Annotated in this window: 13 protein-coding genes; 5 read left to right on the top strand and 8 right to left on the bottom strand. The window is 71.6% G+C overall.

Annotation, left to right across the window (positions count from 1 at the left end; all coding sequences use genetic code 11):
* Positions 1 to 2: 2 nt before the first annotated feature.
* Both AQJ54_RS06930 and pdxR read right to left on the bottom strand, forming a co-directional pair.
* Positions 3 to 1265, bottom strand: a complete 1263-nt coding sequence (locus AQJ54_RS06930) for an MFS transporter (RefSeq protein WP_062235051.1) — start codon at positions 1263 to 1265, stop codon at positions 3 to 5.
* 118 nt (positions 1266 to 1383) lie between these two features.
* Positions 1384 to 2799, bottom strand: a complete 1416-nt coding sequence (gene pdxR, locus AQJ54_RS06935) for a MocR-like pyridoxine biosynthesis transcription factor PdxR (protein WP_062235053.1) — start codon at positions 2797 to 2799, stop codon at positions 1384 to 1386.
* 92 nt (positions 2800 to 2891) lie between these two features.
* Between pdxR and AQJ54_RS06940 the strand changes: the two genes are divergently transcribed.
* The gene (locus AQJ54_RS06940; protein ID WP_062235056.1) at positions 2892 to 3131 is read left to right on the top strand and encodes a hypothetical protein; all 240 of its coding nucleotides are present in this window, start codon (positions 2892 to 2894) and stop codon (positions 3129 to 3131) included.
* Here the strand turns inward: AQJ54_RS06940 and AQJ54_RS06945 are convergent.
* The 4 genes from AQJ54_RS06945 to AQJ54_RS46345 all read right to left on the bottom strand — a co-directional run bounded on the left by AQJ54_RS06945 (position 3115) and on the right by AQJ54_RS46345 (position 6769).
* Complete coding sequence (locus AQJ54_RS06945) at positions 3115 to 3915, bottom strand: sugar phosphate isomerase/epimerase family protein (RefSeq protein ID WP_062235059.1); 801 nt, start codon at positions 3913 to 3915, stop codon at positions 3115 to 3117. The genes AQJ54_RS06940 and AQJ54_RS06945 overlap by 17 nt on opposite strands.
* 99 nt (positions 3916 to 4014) lie before the next feature.
* Positions 4015 to 4947 carry a bifunctional helix-turn-helix transcriptional regulator/GNAT family N-acetyltransferase gene (locus tag AQJ54_RS06950; protein ID WP_062235063.1) on the bottom strand — a complete coding sequence of 311 codons (933 nt, stop codon included), beginning with the start codon at positions 4945 to 4947 and terminating at the stop codon, positions 4015 to 4017.
* A 77-nt stretch (positions 4948 to 5024) separates the two neighbouring features.
* A complete protein-coding gene (locus tag AQJ54_RS06955) occupies positions 5025 to 5621 on the bottom strand; it encodes a dihydrofolate reductase family protein (protein WP_062027315.1) in 597 nt (198 codons plus the stop codon).
* 356 nt (positions 5622 to 5977) lie between these two features.
* Positions 5978 to 6769, bottom strand: a complete 792-nt coding sequence (locus AQJ54_RS46345; protein ID WP_211278503.1) for a DUF4253 domain-containing protein — start codon at positions 6767 to 6769, stop codon at positions 5978 to 5980.
* A gap of 355 nt (positions 6770 to 7124) precedes the next feature.
* Here AQJ54_RS46345 and AQJ54_RS06965 point away from each other — a divergent pair, with 355 nt between their 5' ends.
* Positions 7125 to 8306, top strand: a complete 1182-nt coding sequence (locus tag AQJ54_RS06965; RefSeq protein ID WP_062235067.1) for a 4-hydroxybenzoate 3-monooxygenase — start codon at positions 7125 to 7127, stop codon at positions 8304 to 8306.
* Positions 8307 to 8528: 222 nt separating this feature from the next.
* Positions 8529 to 10511 carry a methyltransferase gene (locus AQJ54_RS46610; protein WP_063806401.1) on the top strand — a complete coding sequence of 661 codons (1983 nt, stop codon included), beginning with the start codon at positions 8529 to 8531 and terminating at the stop codon, positions 10509 to 10511.
* 192 nt (positions 10512 to 10703) lie between these two features.
* Here the strand turns inward: AQJ54_RS46610 and AQJ54_RS06975 are convergent, their stop codons facing one another.
* Positions 10704 to 12713 (bottom strand): P-loop ATPase, Sll1717 family, encoded by a 2010-nt coding sequence (locus AQJ54_RS06975; protein ID WP_248845321.1) that lies wholly within the window; start codon positions 12711 to 12713, stop codon positions 10704 to 10706.
* Between the two features lie 11 nt (positions 12714 to 12724).
* Between AQJ54_RS06975 and AQJ54_RS06980 the strand changes: the two genes are divergently transcribed.
* Together AQJ54_RS06980 and AQJ54_RS06985 are read left to right on the top strand one after the other, a co-directional pair.
* Positions 12725 to 14470 carry a hypothetical protein gene (locus AQJ54_RS06980; RefSeq protein WP_062235073.1) on the top strand — a complete coding sequence of 582 codons (1746 nt, stop codon included), beginning with the start codon at positions 12725 to 12727 and terminating at the stop codon, positions 14468 to 14470.
* Positions 14467 to 15627 carry a serine/threonine-protein kinase gene (locus AQJ54_RS06985; protein ID WP_062235077.1) on the top strand — a complete coding sequence of 387 codons (1161 nt, stop codon included), beginning with the start codon at positions 14467 to 14469 and terminating at the stop codon, positions 15625 to 15627. Before AQJ54_RS06980 ends, AQJ54_RS06985 begins: the two co-directional genes overlap by 4 nt.
* 48 nt (positions 15628 to 15675) lie before the next feature.
* On the opposite strand, the gene AQJ54_RS06990 is transcribed toward AQJ54_RS06985, so the two are convergent.
* A complete protein-coding gene (locus tag AQJ54_RS06990; RefSeq protein WP_062235080.1) occupies positions 15676 to 16722 on the bottom strand; it encodes a LacI family DNA-binding transcriptional regulator in 1047 nt (348 codons plus the stop codon).
* Positions 16723 to 16854 lie beyond the last annotated feature (132 nt).

Consider the following 16854-nt stretch of genomic DNA (forward strand, 5'->3'; position numbering starts at 1 on the left):
GGTCAACTCCCTTCCAGGGAGCCCTCGTCGATCGGGTCGGGTGTGGGTGGGAGGGCTCGGAGCTCCGGTGTGCTCGCTCCGACGTAGCCCACCGCCGCCACACACAGCAGTCCGCCCGTGATCAGTGCCGTCGCTCCCGAACTCCAGCCCGCGACCAGGCCGCCGCGGAGGTTGCCGAGGTGCGGGCCCGCCTGGCCGACCATCGTCTCGGCGGCGGTGACCCGGCCCAGCAGGGCGTCGGGGGTGTGGGTCTGGACGATGGTCGTGCGGGACAGGACGGCGAGGGCGTCCGACGCGCCCGCCAGGGCCAGCAGGGCGAGGCCCGCCCAGGCACTGGTCGTCAGCCCGAACACCGCCAGGCTCGCCCCCCACGTCGCCGACGCGCACAGCATCACCGGACCGGGGCGCGCGAGCCGGGTGACCGGCCCGGAGAAGACCGTCGCGGCGACCCCGCCCACCGCGAGCGCGGACAGGAACAGGCCCAGCGTGCGCGGGTCACCGCCGAACCGCTCGTCGTTGACCAGCGGGAACATGCTCACCGGCATGGACAGGACGGTGGCCGCGAGATCGGTCAGCAAAGCGCCCCGCACCACCCGGTGGCCGGTCAGGAAGCGCAGCCCGTCCAGGACGCCGTGCACCCCCGGCCGGGACTTCTCGCCCTCCGGCGGCAGAGCGGGCAGCCCGTACGCGCCGTAGAAGGACATCGTGAAGCTCAGGGTGTCCAGGAGGTAGCAGACGCCGATGCCCCACCAGCCGAGCACGACCCCGGCGACGGCCGGACCGACCAGCATCATCGCCTGACCGGTGACCTGCTGGAGGGCGAGACCGGCGGCCACCTGTTCCTTCGGCAGCAGCCGCGGCACGAACACCCCCGCGGCGGGTGCGCCGAGCGCGGCGAACGACGTCTGTACGGCCACCAGCAGCAGGACGACGGCCACCGGCGCGTGCCCGGCGAAGGCCTGCACGGCCAGCAGCAGGGAGCACACCGCCGAGCCCACGGTGCCCGTGAGGTACACCCGGCGCCGGTCGGAACGGTCGACCCAGGACCCGGCGAACAGACTCACCACGACCATCGGCACGGCCTGCGCGACACCGACCGCGCCGCTCCAGACCGTGCTGTGGGTCATGTCCCAGACCTGGTACATCACGGTGACCATGGTCATGAAGGACCCGAGCGTGGACACCGTGCGCCCGAAGAGCAGCCGCCGGAAGACCGGTGAGGTGCGCAGGGGCCGCACATCGAGGAACGTACGGCTGAGGCTCATGACACGGGGAGCGGGGGAAAGGCGGGCTGATGCACCCGGGGACGGTATCGGGAGCGCCGCGATCCGGCCACCGAATTACCGACCGGCCCGCCCCCACTGAATTGCCGGCCCGCCCGCATCACCCACCTGCTCGATCGCCGATCGTCTCCCCGAGCAGCCGTACCGCTTCCGTGACCATGCCGTCGGCGAGGTTGCCGTAGCCGAGGACCAGGCCCTGCTCGCTGTGGTCGGCGGTGGCGTGGTACGCGGCGAGGTCGGCGACGCGCAGGGAGCGGGCCGTCGCGGCCCGCACCACGGCCGCCGGGTCCGTGCCCGCGGGCAGCCGCAGCAGGAGGTGCAGCCCGGCCGCGACACCGGACACCGGGGCATCGGGCAGCCGCTCGGCGAGAGCCCCCACGAGGGCGTCCCGCCGGTCGCGGTAGCGCTTGCGGCAGGCCCGCAGATGGCGGTCGTAACCGCCCGACTCCAGCAGCGCGGCGAAGGCGAGCTGGTCGAGGACGGGGGGCTGGGCCGCCGTGAGGTCGGTCCGGTGCAGGACGTCCGTCCAGCGCGACGGCGCCACGATCCAGCCGATGCCGAGGGCCGGGGAGAGCGTCTTGGACAGGGACTTGAGCAGGATCACCCGGGACGGGTCCATGCCCTGGAGTGCCGCGACCGGCCGTCGGTCGTAGCGGAACTCGGCGTCGTAGTCGTCCTCCAGCACCACCCCGTCCACCCGCCGGGCCCAGTCGAGCAGGGCGGCCCGCCGCTCCGGCACGAGCACCGTGCCGAGCGGGAACTGGTGCGCCGGGGCCGTCAGCACCGCCCGCAGCCCGGTGTGTCCGGCGAGGTCGCCGGTGCGCAGACCGCCGCCGTCCACGCGGACCGGCACCGGCTCCAGACCGGCGGCCCGGATCACCTCCCGCAGCCGCGTCCAGCCCGGCTCCTCGCAGCCGACGGCGGTGATGCCGTCCGCGCGCAGGACGTGGCAGATCCGCCGGACCGCGTCGGTCACGCTCAGACACACCGTCACGTCCCGCGCGGACGTGGAGACCCCGCGCGAGCGGCCCAGGTAGTCGGCGAGCAGCCCCCTGAGCCGGGCGTGCCCGCCGGGCGGCGGGTAACCGAACTCGGTGAACGCCGTGGTCGCCACCTGCGCGCGCACGGCCTCCGCCCACCGGCGGCGCGGGAAGGCCCGCAGGTCCGGCAGCCCCGGAGCGAGGTCGAAGCGGGCCACCGGGTCCCGGCGGGCCGTCGGGCGACCGGGGCCGGTGTCCTCGTCCCCGGCCCAGCGCACCCGGGTCGCCGAGCCGCTGCGCGCCTCCAGATATCCCTCGGCCACGAGCTGGCCGTACGCCTCCGTCACCGCCCAGCGCGAACAGCCGAGGTCGGCGGCGAGCTGCCGGCTGGGCGGCAGGGCGGTGCCGACCTCGACGCGGCCGCTGCGGATCGCCGCACGAAGGGCCCGTTTCACCCGCTCGTGCAGCGGCCCGCCGCCCGGCCGGTCGAGGTCGAGCAGGAGGTCCCCGGCGAGATTGGTCTGTGAAACCCGCATGCGGTTGGACGGTAGCAGCGAGCCGATTCTTCCTACCGTCGAAGACGTACGCAGACGAAGTCCCAGGTGGACGAGAGGCGAAGGAGTACGTGATGGCCGTACGGAAGGGCACGCTGCCGACCGAGCCCCACCCGCTGCTCAGCGGGGTGTTCACCGACTGGCACGCGAAAGCCGGCGCCCTGTCCGCGCTCCCCGGCGCACCGGTCGTCCCGGACGACCGCGATGCGCGGGGGCGGATGTGGCGCCGGCTCAGGTCCAGCCGGGTCAGGTACGACCGGGTCAGGTACCACCGGCTCAGGCCCCGCCGGGGCCGGGCTACGCCGCGTCGTTGAGGAGGCGCGCCAGGTGGTCGCGGCCTGCGCCGAGCAGGTCCTCCAGCGGGGGCGCCTGCTCGTACCAGCGCTTCTCGTACTCCCAGCACAGCCAGCCGTCCCAGCCGTGCCGGGAGAGGACCTCCACGCACTCCGCGAGCGGCAGCACGCCGGCGCCGAGCGCGACCGGGGTGGTGTCCTCGGCCGAGGCGATGTCCTTGACCTGGACGTATCCCAGGTGCGGGCCGAGGGCCGCGTAGGTCTCGGAGGGCTGCTCGCCGCCGAGCCAGGTGTGCATGACGTCCCAGAGCGCGCCGACCTGACGGTGGCCGACCGGGCCGAGGATCCGGATCGCGTCGGCGGCCGTGCGGTGCGAGTCATGGGTCTCGAGGAGGATCCGTACGTCGAGGTCGCCGGCGTACTCCGCGGCCGTACCGAGGCGCCGGGCGGCCGTGGCGTCGGCCTCCTCGGCGGACTGGTCGGAGGCGGCGCCGGGGAAGACCCGCACGAAGCCGGCGCCGAGGTCGCGGGCGAGGTCGAGGAGGCGGTGGATCTCCTCGACCACGGGCTCGTCGTCCCCGGGCGCGGCCACGCGCGCGTACCCGGCGAGGCCCAGCACCTCGACCCCCGCCGCCTTGAACTCGGCCACCGCGTCGGACCGTTCGGCGAGCCCGATACCCGGGTGCACCGGCTCCTCCGGGTGCGCGCGCAGTTCTACGCCGTGATAGCCGTACGTGGTCGCGAGCCGCAGCACGTCGGCGAGGGGGAGGCCGGGGACACCGAGGGTGGAGAACGCCAGTTTCATGCCCCTACTCTCACCCCCTGAAGAGGCCGAGGTCCAGCCCGGCCGGGTGGCCCGCCGGCGCGGCAGCGCAGGCCGGCCTGCGCAGGCCCCGGAGTCCCCTCATTCGACCTCCCCTGCCAACCTCAGCCGCCAGTCCTGGCCGTTCAGGTCCTGGCCGAAGGAGCGGTGGGGTTTCTCGGCGGTCAGGACGAAGCCGTGGCGTTGGTAGAGGCGGCGGGCGGACGTGAGGACGTCGTTGGTCCACAGGACGAGGTCCCGGTAGCCGGCGCCGCGGGCGAAGTCCACGACGGCCGACACCAGCCGGTCGCCGATGCCCAGTCCCCGCGCGTCGGGCTCGACGAGGAGCAGCCGCAGTCGCGCGGTCGCGGGCGTGTCGTCCCGTACGCACATCACGCACCCCACCGGCCGCCCGTCCAGCTCGGCGATCCACACCCGCTCAAGATGCGGATCGTGGTCCTCGGCGAAGTCGGCGACGATCCTGGCGACCAGACCCTCGTAGGAGGCGTCGAAACCGTACTCGGCGGCGTACACGGCCGCGTTGCGCGCCACGATCCAGCCGAGGTCCCCCGGGCCGGGCTCCCGCAGCAGGACGTCCTCGCGGCGCGGCGGACGGCCGTCGGACAGCAGGGTGCGGACGGTCCGCATCGCCTCGGACAGCCGGGGCCGGTCCGCGGCCGGCACGGTGGCGAGGAGCGCGCCCACGGATTCGTCGGCCCGTTCGGCGAGCAGTGCCGCCGTCTCCCGGCCGCGCGGGGTGAGCGTCACCCGCACCCGGCGCGGGTCCTGGCGGGAAGCCGTCCGCTCGATCAGCCCGTCCCTCTCGAACTTGTTCAGGATCCGGCTCAAGTACCCCGCGTCCAGCGAGAGTTCGCCGCGCAGATCGGCCGCGTCGGTGCGCGGCGAGTGCGCGAGCTCGTACAGGACGCGGGACTCGGTGAGGGTGTAGGGGGCGTACAGCTGGCGGCTGTAGTCGAGGGCGCCGATGACGTTCGTGTAGAAGCGGTTGAAGGCGCGGACGTCCTGGACGGTCATGGCCGGTCGACCCCCGGATCTTTGACTCAGTCAGAGATAGTGTCGGACCGAGCGTATGACGTCCGCGCCATGCGCCGCTAGCCCTCGGTGGCGGGCCGGTACACGCACAGCTGCACGCCGGTCTTCCCGGCGGCCGTGGACACCAGCTCGAAAGGCCGCTTCCCCCCGTCCTCTGGGAAGATCGACTTGCCGCCGCCGAGCAGCACCGGCATCACGATGAGCTGGAGCTCGTCGACGAGGCCCTCGCTGATGAGGGTCCGCACGAGGGTGGGACTGCCCATCATCGCCAGCTCGCCGCCCTCGGTCTCCCGCAGTGCGCGGATCCGCGCCACGGCGTCGGAACCCGGGATGCGCTCGGTGTTGTTCCAGGTCAGCTCGTCATCGCCGAGGGTGTCCGTCACGACGTACTTCTTCAGGGAGTTCAGCCGGTCGGCGAACGGGTCCCCGGCCCGCTCGGGCCACGCCCCCGCCATGGTCAGATACGTCCGCCGCCCGTACAGCAGCGCCTCCGCGCGCTCCATCCCCTCGCTGAACGCGGTGCCGAGCAGTTCCTCGTCGAAGTAGGGGTGCGACCAGCCCCCGTGCGCGAAACCGCCGTCGGTGTCCTCCTGCGGACCACCGGGCGCCTGCACGACCCCGTCCAGACTGATGAACTCACTGACGACGACACGCATGCCACTCACTCCAGTTCCTTGTCGTTTCCCGCTCGGGTGACTACGGCAGTACAGACCGGGGCGGGGTGGAGAAGTCATCGGTACGGTCTCATCGAAACGGACGGAACCTGGGCGAGCTGAGCCGGGCCGAGCCAAGCGGGGACCGAGCCGGGCCGAGCCAAGCGGAACCGAGCCGGGCCGGGCCAAGCGGAACCGGAGCCGGGCCGGGCCAAGCGGAACCGGAGCCGGGCCGGGCCAAGCGGAACCGAGCCGGCCGGTGCTGGACCCCGAGACAACGCACCCCATGCCGGGCCCCGAGGCAGCGCCCCCTTATGCCGGGCCCCTGAGGCGCCGCGCGCTCCACGCCGCTCCCCGCCTCAGTCCCACCAGAACCGCCACTCCGTCCGTCCCACCAGCCCGCGCGCGTACTCCGGGAAGGGCGTCGGCGGGTCGTCCACGATGTTGTCCGCGGTGGACAGCACATGCTCCAGGGCGAGCCGCTCCGCGTGGTCCGGGTCGAGGGGCGGCCGGGCGACGGACACCAGAACCTCTCCGCCGTACGCGGCGACGACCCGAACCCCGAACCGCTCCTCCCAGCTCCGCAGCAGGGCGGTCAGCAGCGGAACGGGCCCCCCGTAGACCCAGCCCACCAGCGCCGGGACATCGGCGGAGCGGCGGGCGGGGACCAGCACCAGGTCGAGGCCTGGGGCGTACGGCCCGGCGCGCAGGTCGACGGCGGTTCGAGCCGCGGCCTCCTCGGGTCCCGGACCGGTGCTGCTCTCCGGCCCCGCGGGCGCGAGCCCCGGCCAGGTGTCGAACGGCGGCCCCGGATCGTGCGGCCAAGGAGCGACGCCCTCCGGAGTGCCCTCCGGCAGTTCCAGGGAGGGCGGCGCGGTCCACCACGGCAGTCGCTCCTCCCGGTACGCGGCGAAGTCGGCTGCGAGGACCTCTTCGAGGCGTACGGCGTCGGCGGCGGCCGGCGACTCGGGCCTGCCGTGATCACCCGACCAGCACAGGTGCGGCTGCAGGCCGGTGACCGGAGCCTGTTGGAGCAGATCGGCCCACAACTCCTCCAGCTTGTCGGGCAGTTCGTCGGAGATCCAGATCTCCGAGGATCCTCGCCGCCCGAACCGTCCCGAAGTCAGCCCGGCGGGCAGATGAAAGACCATGCCCGGACGATAGGGCCACCCACTGACAACGACCCGCGGCCCGTGCCCTCCGACGCCCCCGCGGCCGATCGGAACCGGTGGGTGAGCTGTGGTGAGCCGTCGTGCGCCGGTGGAACAGGTGGCCGGAACGTTTTCGGTACGCGCGCGCCCGCATTCCTCGAACGAGTGAAACGACGTCCACGTGGCGCGACGGCGGTGGCGGAACCGTCCCAGGTCATGAGCGGTCGGCCACGTCAACTCCGCGCCGTGTCCGCTCATTTGGACCAATGCCGTGTATCCACCTGTTCTCCACAACTTGCTTGAATCCTCCCGGATCTTCAAAGAGGCGGGGAGCAAGGTGGAAAAACGGTCCTCCATGGGTGGGGCGACAGTGCTGATCGTCGGCGCCGGACCCGCCGGGCTCGTGCTCGGGAACCTGCTGCTGGCAGCCGGAGTCGACTGTCTGATCGTGGAGCGGAGCAGCCGCACGCACGTCGAGCGGCGCGCCCGGGCGGGGTTCCTGGCGGAAGCCACGGTCCGTGTCCTCGTGGACAACGGCCTCGGCACCGGACTCCTGGCCCGCGGCACCCGGCACGACACCTGCGTCTTCCGCAGCGAGCAGGGAGAGTTCGCCCTCCGCTACGGCGCCCTCGGCCGGGAGGAGGCCCACACCGTCTACCCCCAGCAGCACCTCGTGGCCGACCTGGTCGCCGAGTTCCTGCGCCGCGGCGGCGACCTGCGCTTCGGGACCCCGGTGAGCGAGGTGGGCGGACTGGACGGCGAACGGCCCTGGCTCCTCGCGCACCGGGAGGACGGAACGCCGTACCGGCTGACGGGCCGCTACGTCGCGGGGTGCGACGGCCGCCACGGGGTGTGCCGCCGCCGGGTTCCGGCCGACGCGGCCCGCCCGCACCGGCGACGGCACGGCGTCTCCTGGCTCGCCCTGCTCGTCGGGACACCCCCCGCGCTGCCCGCGGTCACCTACGCCGTCCACGACCGGGGCTTCGCCGGTCACATGGCCCGCACCCCCTCCGTCACCCGGTACTACCTCCAGTGCGAGCCCGGCACCGACCCGGCCTCCTGGAGCGAGGCGGCCCTCTGGGAGGAGCTCGACCTGCGCATGCGGGCGGAACGGTTCGGCCCGCTGCGCCGCGGACCCGTCCTGGAGCGGGCCGTGGTCGACCTGGAGTCCGACGTGCTGGACCCGATGCAGTACGGGCGGCTGTTCCTCGCCGGCGACGCGGCGGGCCTGATCAGCCCCTCGGCGGCCAAGGGCGCCAACCTCGCGGTCATGGCGGCCGAGACCCTGGCCCGGGGGTTCACCGCCGCCGTCCACGAGGGCGACGAGGAGCCGCTGGCCCGCTACTCGGCCACCTGTCTGCCCAGGATCTGGCGGGCTCAGGAGTTCTCCCACTGGATGATCGGCCTCCTGCACGCCCCTGCCGGGGACGACGAGGAGTCCCGTTTCCTCCGCGCCCTGCGCGACTCCCGCCTGGAGAACCTGCGCACGTCCAGGGCGCATCAGCACGCCTTCGCCGACAACTACGTCGGCGTGTAGGGCACTTGCCTGTTGGCCTGCTGGCCTGCTGGCCCGCTGCCCCGCTGCCCCGCTGGCCCCCTGGCGGGTGAGGCACTTCGCGACCGCCCCGGCTCCTCGCCCACGCCGAGCCCCGCACCCTCGCCCACGCCGAGCCCCACACCCACCGCCCGACAGCACCTCACCCTCCCCTTCATCCACCCCCGCATCACCCACACTCACACCCACACCCAGAGGACACCCATGCCCTTCGCGTCGGCACCGGAGCGCTCGCTCCCCCCGGCGGACCTCGACCGCATCGAGCAGGCGGCCGCGTTCGTCCGCAGCAACGACACGGCGAGCGCCCTCGACGTCCTGCTGCCGGACCTGACCGCCGAGGAGCGGCAGGCGCTCGCCGGGACGCTGCGGCTGGCCCACACCGCCCTGCTCGTCTTTCCCCGGACGCTCGCCGGCCTGGCCGAGGAACTCGCCGAACGAGGTCTGCACGCCGCAGAGTTGACCCCGAGCGTGGTCGTCCGCGGCCGGCTCGCCCGGCGTCACGGCCGACCTGCCGGTGCCCTGCCGGTCGGCATCCTCAGGGCGTCGGTGCCCGACACCCCCGGCGGGCGCGGCGAGATCGAGGTCTTCGCCCTGGAGGTGCCGGACGGCTCGGACCTCGTGGCCCTCGCGGCGGCCGAACGCGCGTCCGGCGACGAGGCCCACATCGCGTTCGAGGTCGTGGCGCCCACGCCGGTGGTCCTGCACGGTCTGACGGCGCTGCTGCTCGACCGGGCCGGCGCCCACGCCGACAGCGGCGGTCACAACCCGCACGAGAACTCCACCGTGCTCTACTTCCGCGCGGGCGAGCACCGTATCGAGCTCTACGTCCCCGGCCGGCACCCGGACCTCCTCGCCACCCACCTGCGCCGCTCGACACCCCGGCGACCACCCGCCGTCGGCGACGCGCCGAAGTCACCGGGCGCGGTTGGTGAAGCGCCGCAGTCACCCGTCGCCCTCGGGCACGCGCCGAAGGCACCGGGCGTCCTTGGCCACGCGCCAAAGTCACCGGGCATCCTCGGCGACGCGCCGCAGTCACCCGGCGTCCTCGGGCACGCGCCGAAGGCACCGGGCGTCCTTGGCCACGCGCCGCGGACATCGGGCGTCCTTGGCCACGCGCCAAAGTCACTGGGCATCCTCGGCGACGCGCCGCAGTCACCCGCCGCCCTCGGCCACACCCCCGCTGCCGGGGACCGCCCCCGGGACCGACTGCTGCACCTGATGACGGGTGCCTGGACCACCCAGGCGATCGCCGTGGCCGCCGAACTCCGGCTCGCCGACCATCTGGACGCCCACCCCGGCGCCGGCCTGGCCCTCCTCGCCGAACTGACCGGCTGCCACGCCGACAGCCTCGGCCGGCTGCTGCGCCACCTCGCCGGTCTGGGCCTGGTGGCGGCGGACCCCGACGGCTCCTACCACCTCACGGAGCTGGGCGAGCCGCTGCGCGCCGGGGCCGCCGACTCCTTCCAGCCGCTCGCCCTGCTCTACGGCGGCCCGTTCTACCGCTCCTTCGGCGAGCTCGCGCACTCTGTGCGCACCGGGGAGGAGGCGTTCGCGAAGGTCTTCGGCGAACACCACTTCCCGCACTTCGCCCGCCACCCCGAACTGGCCGACCTGTTCGACCGGGCCATGGCGGCGAGCGCGCCCATGTTCGCCCCCGTGGCCGGCCTGGTGGACCTCTCCGCCCACCGGGTCGTGGTGGACGTCGCCGGCGGCAACGGCGAACTCCTCGGACGGCTGCTGCGCGCGGCCCCGCACCTCCGCGGTGTCCTGCTGGAGCGGCCGCACGCCGTCGAGGCCGCGGAGAAGGCCTTCGCGGAGGCGGGCCTGGCCGACCGCTGCCGGTTCATGGCGGGGGACTTCACGTCCGAGGTCCCCGACGGCGGCGACCTGTACGTGCTGTCCCGGGTCCTCCACGACTGGGACGACGAGCGCTGCCTGACGATCCTGCGCCGGTGCGCGCAGGCCATGGCCCCGGGCAGCGAACTCCTGCTGATCGAGCGGCTGTTGCCGACGGACGCCCGGCTCTCCCTCGCCGTCGCCTGGGACCTGCACATGCTGTGCAACGTCGGAGGCCGCGAGCGCACGGAGGACCACTACCGCCGACTGCTGGACGAGGCGGGCTTCGACTGCGAGTCGTGCCACGAACTCCCTTTGCAGGCGACACTGCTCCGCTTCCGTCGGCGCTGACTCCGACGCAAGATGCAGCCGTGGAGCCGGCCGCTCGCCCTTCGCCGGTCGAGCGGCGTGGTCACGGAGGCCCACCGGATCTCCGTCACCAGGCCGGGAAGAATCAAGATACTGACAACGGGGGTGCTCATGGCATCCGCTCAGTCAGGGCGAGGCTGCCAGATACCAAGACGCCCATTGACGTCAGCCAGATCAGGGCGCGGAGTCCGATCCGCCACCACCGCCGACGGCACCACCTGCAGCCCGGATCAGAACGCGCGCCTCGTCCTCGAGGCGTCGGGTGATGGGTTCGTCTCCCATGCGCTGTTCCCTGAGCTGTACGGCCAGTCGCCCGAAGTAGTCGGCAGCGTTGAGGACATGCTGCGTCACGTCGACCGATGCCCCGCTCCGGAGCTCCTCACGGACCTGCGAGGTGTGGGCAAGAACATGACCGATCTGTGCGCGCACCCACTCCTGTCGGTCGTCCTCCAGACCGGCTCGTATCAGCTGGCGAATCAGTCGTTCGCAAGCCCGAGTGACATCGTCCAGTAACCGCGCCTCACGGCTGACACCCAGTGAGACGTCGCGCCCCTGCACGACCTGCAACTGGAAGTTGCCACCGCCGATCCGGTTCGGGCTGTAGGCGGTCACATCCACGGGACCGAGTCCCCCCAGGGCGGGACGGAAGCACGGATGGACGTGGAACTCGTCCTCGCCGGCTTGTGGAGGCGTCTGCGAGCCGTCGGAGTACACGACTGCATGGCCTCTCTTGACCCCCAGGAAACCGATGTTGAAGAGGACATCCAGCACTCCCTGGGGGGTGAGACCGTCGGCGTAGTCGGCGAACTCCTGCTGAAGTCGTTCACGGTGGGGCTCGAACCGAGTTTCGAGTGCCGGGCGCATCGTCACGTAGCCGTGATTGTCGAACAGCAGGAACAGCTGGCTGAGGAAGGGATGTGTCACCGAGTACTCCCTCGCCAGGTCGGTGAGTTTCCAGCGCGAGAACTGTTCCGTGGCGGTGAGTACGTCCTCCTCGGTGATGTGCTCGCCGCCGCGCCGGTCGGCGGCATCCCGGCACGCGTTGAGGAACTGGATCATGTCCCTGGGGCGTGGAAGAGCGCGCCGGAACAGGTATTCAGCGGTCGGCTCCCCGGACACCGTGGGTGGGAACACATCTCCCCACAACTGCTCTGGAGTGAGGGCCGTGGCCTTGAGAGAGGTCGCCGCCCTGCTGAGAGCAAGGTGTGCCAGTTCCTCCTGGCTCCAGGAAATGCGCAGTTCGTCGCTGTGGAACTTGTCGGCATCACCGAAGTGGAGCGTGTCGTAGATGTCCGCCCGGAGAAAGAGCGTGCAGCGGATGGCGCCACCGTATTGGCCGGTGACCTGCTTGCTCGCCAGCAGCAGTCCCGTGACGAGGGCATGGCTGTCCGGGTCTATCGTCCAGATCTGTTCGAGCTGGTCGACGAGGAGGAGCAGGGGCGGATGGGACGCGGCGCATCCCAGGTCGACGAAGGCAGCTGACACACCGTTCTCCAGTACCTCCAACTGTCTGCTCGCGCGGGCACCCTCCGAGGCGCCGTTGAGACCGAGGCCTGCCTCGAAGCCGAACGCCTTGAGCGAGAGGTTCGCCGACTGCAGGCCTCGGGCCCCGCGGCGAAGCCTGTCGTAGAGGCGCTCGTCGCCCGTCTCGTCGTTCGCTTCCAGAAAGTCGCGCAGGGCTTTCACGGAGGATCGTGCCCGCCACCCGTGCGCCGTGCGCGCGTGCTCGCACAGGTACCGCGCAGCGTGCACGGCGAAGACGTACCGCCAGATCAGGGACTTGGCGGTGTCACCTGACACGCCCTGGAGTTCGAACCGCCGTATCTCGTCCCCGGCGGCGTCGTCCGGCGTGATCAGAACCGCCGTACCGGGATGGCCGTCGGTAGCTCCCAGATGCCGGCAGATCGCGCTCTTGCCGGCCCCCTTGCGGCCGATGATCAGCGACTTGCGGCCCGACAGTGCCTCCCGGTAGGCGTAGGTGTGCAGGAAGACCCCGCCCAGAAGGCCGTCCGCAAGGTCGTGCTCCGCGTCGTCTCGGCCGAAGAACAGACGGCTCACCGGACTTGTCCCCTGCAGCATGACGTCCTCCCCCTCGACGATGCATGAACCGCCAACTTGCCAGGAAGGATAGGGGGATTGATGGTGAACTGTCTTGAGAACTGCTTCTTGCCGAACGCGGGACATCGGGGGGTGCCATGAGCGAAGAGCAGGATCTCGACGAGTTGCTGGAGCCGCTGCGTACGGATATCACCACACTGCACGTCGAGTTGAAGCTGCTGCGGCAAAGACAGGACGGGATGAGCCAGGCTGTGGCCGACGTCGGCTACGCGGTCCACGAGGTGAAGGAGAAGGTGACGGCGAGCCGCGAGGTGCTGGACGACTTCGTGGAGCGGTACGGCAGGGATCAGGTCGTGGCCAACGCCCAGGCAGAACTGACACAGTTGACCGTCGAGTGGAAGGCCGACTTTGCTCAGCGTCGGCGGGTCCGGAGCCTGGCGCGCGGCCTCACGCACACTCTGACGGCTCAGGCGGTGGCTGACGGGCTGATCGATCACGACACGATCGATGCCTGTGTCAGGAAGCAGTTCCTCGACGAACCGACGTACTGGCTCGCTCCGGCGATCATGGCGGTCGCAGCCCGGCACAACAGGGAGACGGCAAGAGCCTCGCGGGCGACCGCTCACGCGGTGTGGCTCGATTCCGCGAAAGCCAAACTCTTTTTCGCCCTGACCTGTTCGCGGCTGGGGGAGCTGAGCGAGGCGGCGGGCTGGATGGACCGCTACCTCAACTCGATCGACCACGACGACCTCGGTCCCGAGTTCGGGGTGGTGCTTGAGGCCATAGCCAACGCGGAACTCGGATACGACGCCTACACGTATGCCCGTGAGGCCATGGCGCGCTGGTTCCGTGCGGACGGCTCCGCGTTCCAGTCCCCTCCCGCGCTGTCGACGGGTCCACATCTGGCTCCGTGGGCGGGGCGCCTGATGGAGTTCGGCGAGGACACCTCCGGTGACCGCTTCGCTGCCCTGCGGAAGCTGACAGGAATGGAGTGGCCCGCCTTGGAGAGCGGGTGGCGGACTGCCACCGCTCTCCAAGGCACGCTGGCCTACCTGCAGGCCTTCCCGACGGTCGACGACTCTCCCACCCGCTCGGGGCATTACGCGGACAGTGCACTCGATCACCTGATCGACCATCTCGAACCGGACGAAGCCGAACTCCAGGAGCGCATGGCACGGTTGCGCGTGCTCATCAAACACCGAGGAGACCTGGAAGCCGCCTCGGCGGAGATCGACGAGTCCGCGAGGGAGACGGAGCGCCTCGACTTCGTCACTCTGATGGAGCGTGCCGTGTTCCAGCCCGAACTGCTCCAACTCGGCGCATCCGCGCGGGGACTCGCCCTGGACTGCGTCTGGGAGAGCGTGCGCGCCTCGACCCTGTCCATGGCCCGCACGTCCCGCTCGTTGCTGCCTCCGGTGGTGGTGCTTTCGTTCGAGGGCTGGACGTGCGAGTACCCCACCGATCCGGCCCAGACGTTCGACGCGCGCCGGGCGGCGGACGAACTCGCCCGCCATGTGGAGGAACGGACCCGTGAACAGGTCGATTCGATCGTGCCGGCCTGGACGCTCACCGTGGCCTCGGTGATGCTCGCGGCGGGGTGCTTCGCGGCCAACCTGTGGTGGGTCGGGGAGAGCACCTCCTTGCTGCTCATGGCGTTGGCCGTGCTGTCCTGCACCGCGGCGCTGGGCGGCGTGGCACACGTACCGTTCCGCAAGCACAGCCGACGAACTGCCGGTGAGAAGCTGCGGGTTCACGCGTCGTACCTGGTCATGCAGGCTGCGGGGGAGCTGGAAGACCTGTTGGTCGACTGGCGGTACGGACTGGGGTGCGCGGAGGCGCTGGGTGAGTGGCATCCCGGCCAGCCTCGGGAGGTGGAGGCGTGAGCGGCGGCCGAGTCCTCGGAGACGGCCGATACGTTCTGGACCGTCGTCTCGGCAAGGGCGGCATGGGCCACGTCTGGCTCGCCCTGGACCGAACACTCGACAAGCCCGTCGCGATCAAGCTCCTCGACATGGACCGCATCCGGCAGCGGAGCCGCAGGCCCGCCCTGACCGACGAGATGCACGCGCGGTTCGAGAAGGAGTGGCAGTCGATGGCGCGTATCGACAGTCCGTACGTCGTAGCCATCCGGGACCGTGGCGAGGACGGTGGACACGTCTACCTGGTGATGGACTACGTCGACGGAAACTCATTGGACATGTACATGGGTCAGGGCGACTCCCTGACTCTGGAGCAGACCGTGCGTTGGTCCGTGCAGATCTGCGAGGGGCTGGCGGACGCGAGCGAGGTCGACGTGGTGCACAGGGACATCAAGCCCGCCAACATCATGATCAACGAGAGGGGGAATGCCAAGATCGTCGACTTCGGCCTGGCCCGCCTCCTGGACATGTCGGAGACCCGCGGTGCCGGGGCCACCTGGCAGTACGCGGCCCCCGAACGCTGGGACAAGAAGCCCGGCGATCACCTCAGTGACCTGTACTCCCTGGGCTGTGTGATGTACGAGATGCTCACCGGGAACCCGCCGTTCAGCAGCCGGGACGGTGACACCCTGGCCGTCGGCTTCATGCACCTGCGCGACAGGCCGGTGCCGCCGCTCAAGGTGCGCCGAGGAATCCCGGAGACCCTGAGCGAACTCGTCATGCACCTGCTGGCCAAGAAGCCCGAGCAGAGGCCGCAGCACGCACGCGCCGTGATCCGCCGGATCCGGCAGGTCGAGCACACACCCGACGGCGGCGCCGACGGCTCCGGATCGCTCGTGCCGGCGGACAGGTTCCACGTGAACACGGACTACGTCGAACGCATCCAGGAGTTGGAGCGGCGCATCCGTACGCTGCGGATCCAGTACGCGGAGAGTCATCCCTCCCTCGTCGAGGCACGCTTCGAGCTCGCGGAGCTGACAGGCCGGTCGGGGGATTCCCGGGGCGCGGCGGACCGCTTCGAGAGTCTGGGTGAAGACTGCAAGCGCTACTTCGGCCCGAGCGATCCCCGGGCCTTCGACGCATTCGACGCCATGGCCCGATGGATCGCGTCTCCGTCCTGACCGGACAGCCGTGGCGGAGAACGGCCGGATTCACGCCGCGCGGGACGGTCAGCCTCTGGGCGCCCCACTAGACCCCCGCACCATCAACTCCCCCCGAACCGTCGCAATCCCCCCGGGCGGCGGCTCCTCCCGCCCCATCGCGATCCGGCCCGCCCGCGCCCCCGCCTCCGCGAGCGGCAACCGCACCGTCGTCAGAGCAGGCACCGCGTCGATGCTGAACGGCAGGTCGTCGAACCCGGCGACGGAGACGTCGTCCGGGATCCGCAGCCCGGAGTCCCGCAGCGCCGCGCACGCCCCCAGCGCGACGGAGTCGTTCGCCGCCACCACGGCCGTCAGCGAGGGGTCCCGACGCAGCAGCTCCAGCGTGGCCTCGTACCCGGACCGCCGGTCGTAGCGGCCGTGGACCGTCCAGCGGGGGTCCTCCTCGATCCCGTGCGCCGCGAGGGCCGCCCGGTGCCCCTCCAGCCGGTGCCGGGTCGTCGTCCGCTCCTCGGGCCCGGCGATGTAGCCGAGCCTGCGGTGCCCGAGCCCGATGAGGTGCTCGGTGAGTTCCTTGCCGCCGCCCCGGTTGTCGAAGGTGAGCGCGATCGCGCCGGTCTCCGGCGACGGCGGCCGCCCGCACAGCACGATCCGCGTGCCCGCGTCCGCCAGTTTCCGCAGCTTCGCCGCCATCGCGGCCTGGTGCGGCGCGTCCTCGACCGCACCGCCGGTGAGCACCACGGCCGCCGCCCGCTGCCGCTGGAGCAGGGTCAGGTAGGTCAGCTCCCGCTCCGGGGACCCGCCTGTGTTGCAGACCACACCCAGCCGTTCACCGCCCGCGCGTCCGCCCGGGCCGCCGATCTCGGACTGGATGGCCCCGGCCATGATCCCGAAGAAGGGGTCGGCGATGTCGTTCACGAGGATTCCGACGAGGTCCGAGGTGGCGGCGGCGAGCGCGCTCGCCGGACCGTTCAGCACGTAGTCCAGCTCGTCCACGGCCCGCAGCACCCGCTCGCGCGTGGACGCGGCCACGGGATAGTTGCCGTTCAGCACGCGCGACACCGTCGCGGGGGAGACCTGGGCGCGGGCCGCCACGTCCGCCAGGGTCACCGTCATCTCGTCGTCCTCCGGTCGCGCGCCTCCGCGGGGCCCGGCGTGGTGCCCGGACCCGCCTCGGCGCATCTCAGTCGTACTCCGTCGTACACGCGGGCCCTCGGAGCCCGGTTCCGAGCCGACCTTAAGCCCCCT

This window comes from Streptomyces griseorubiginosus (assembly GCF_001514195.1).
In the GTDB taxonomy this organism is placed as follows: Bacteria; Actinomycetota; Actinomycetes; order Streptomycetales; family Streptomycetaceae; genus Streptomyces; species Streptomyces griseorubiginosus.

Coding starts and splice junctions, on each gene's coding strand:
- pdxR (WP_062235053.1), bottom strand. CDS start 2,799: ATGCGGGTTTCACAGACCAATCTCGCCGGGGACCTCCTGCTCGACCTC.
- AQJ54_RS06980 (WP_062235073.1), top strand. CDS start 12,725: ATGAGCGAAGAGCAGGATCTCGACGAGTTGCTGGAGCCGCTGCGTACG.
- AQJ54_RS46345 (WP_211278503.1), bottom strand. CDS start 6,769: ATGGTCTTTCATCTGCCCGCCGGGCTGACTTCGGGACGGTTCGGGCGG.
- AQJ54_RS06965 (WP_062235067.1), top strand. CDS start 7,125: ATGGGTGGGGCGACAGTGCTGATCGTCGGCGCCGGACCCGCCGGGCTC.
- AQJ54_RS06955 (WP_062027315.1), bottom strand. CDS start 5,621: ATGCGTGTCGTCGTCAGTGAGTTCATCAGTCTGGACGGGGTCGTGCAG.
- AQJ54_RS06975 (WP_248845321.1), bottom strand. CDS start 12,713: ATGTCCCGCGTTCGGCAAGAAGCAGTTCTCAAGACAGTTCACCATCAA.
- AQJ54_RS46610 (WP_063806401.1), top strand. CDS start 8,529: ATGCCCTTCGCGTCGGCACCGGAGCGCTCGCTCCCCCCGGCGGACCTC.
- AQJ54_RS06990 (WP_062235080.1), bottom strand. CDS start 16,722: ATGACGGTGACCCTGGCGGACGTGGCGGCCCGCGCCCAGGTCTCCCCC.
- AQJ54_RS06950 (WP_062235063.1), bottom strand. CDS start 4,947: ATGACCGTCCAGGACGTCCGCGCCTTCAACCGCTTCTACACGAACGTC.
- AQJ54_RS06940 (WP_062235056.1), top strand. CDS start 2,892: ATGGCCGTACGGAAGGGCACGCTGCCGACCGAGCCCCACCCGCTGCTC.
- AQJ54_RS06930 (WP_062235051.1), bottom strand. CDS start 1,265: ATGAGCCTCAGCCGTACGTTCCTCGATGTGCGGCCCCTGCGCACCTCA.
- AQJ54_RS06945 (WP_062235059.1), bottom strand. CDS start 3,915: ATGAAACTGGCGTTCTCCACCCTCGGTGTCCCCGGCCTCCCCCTCGCC.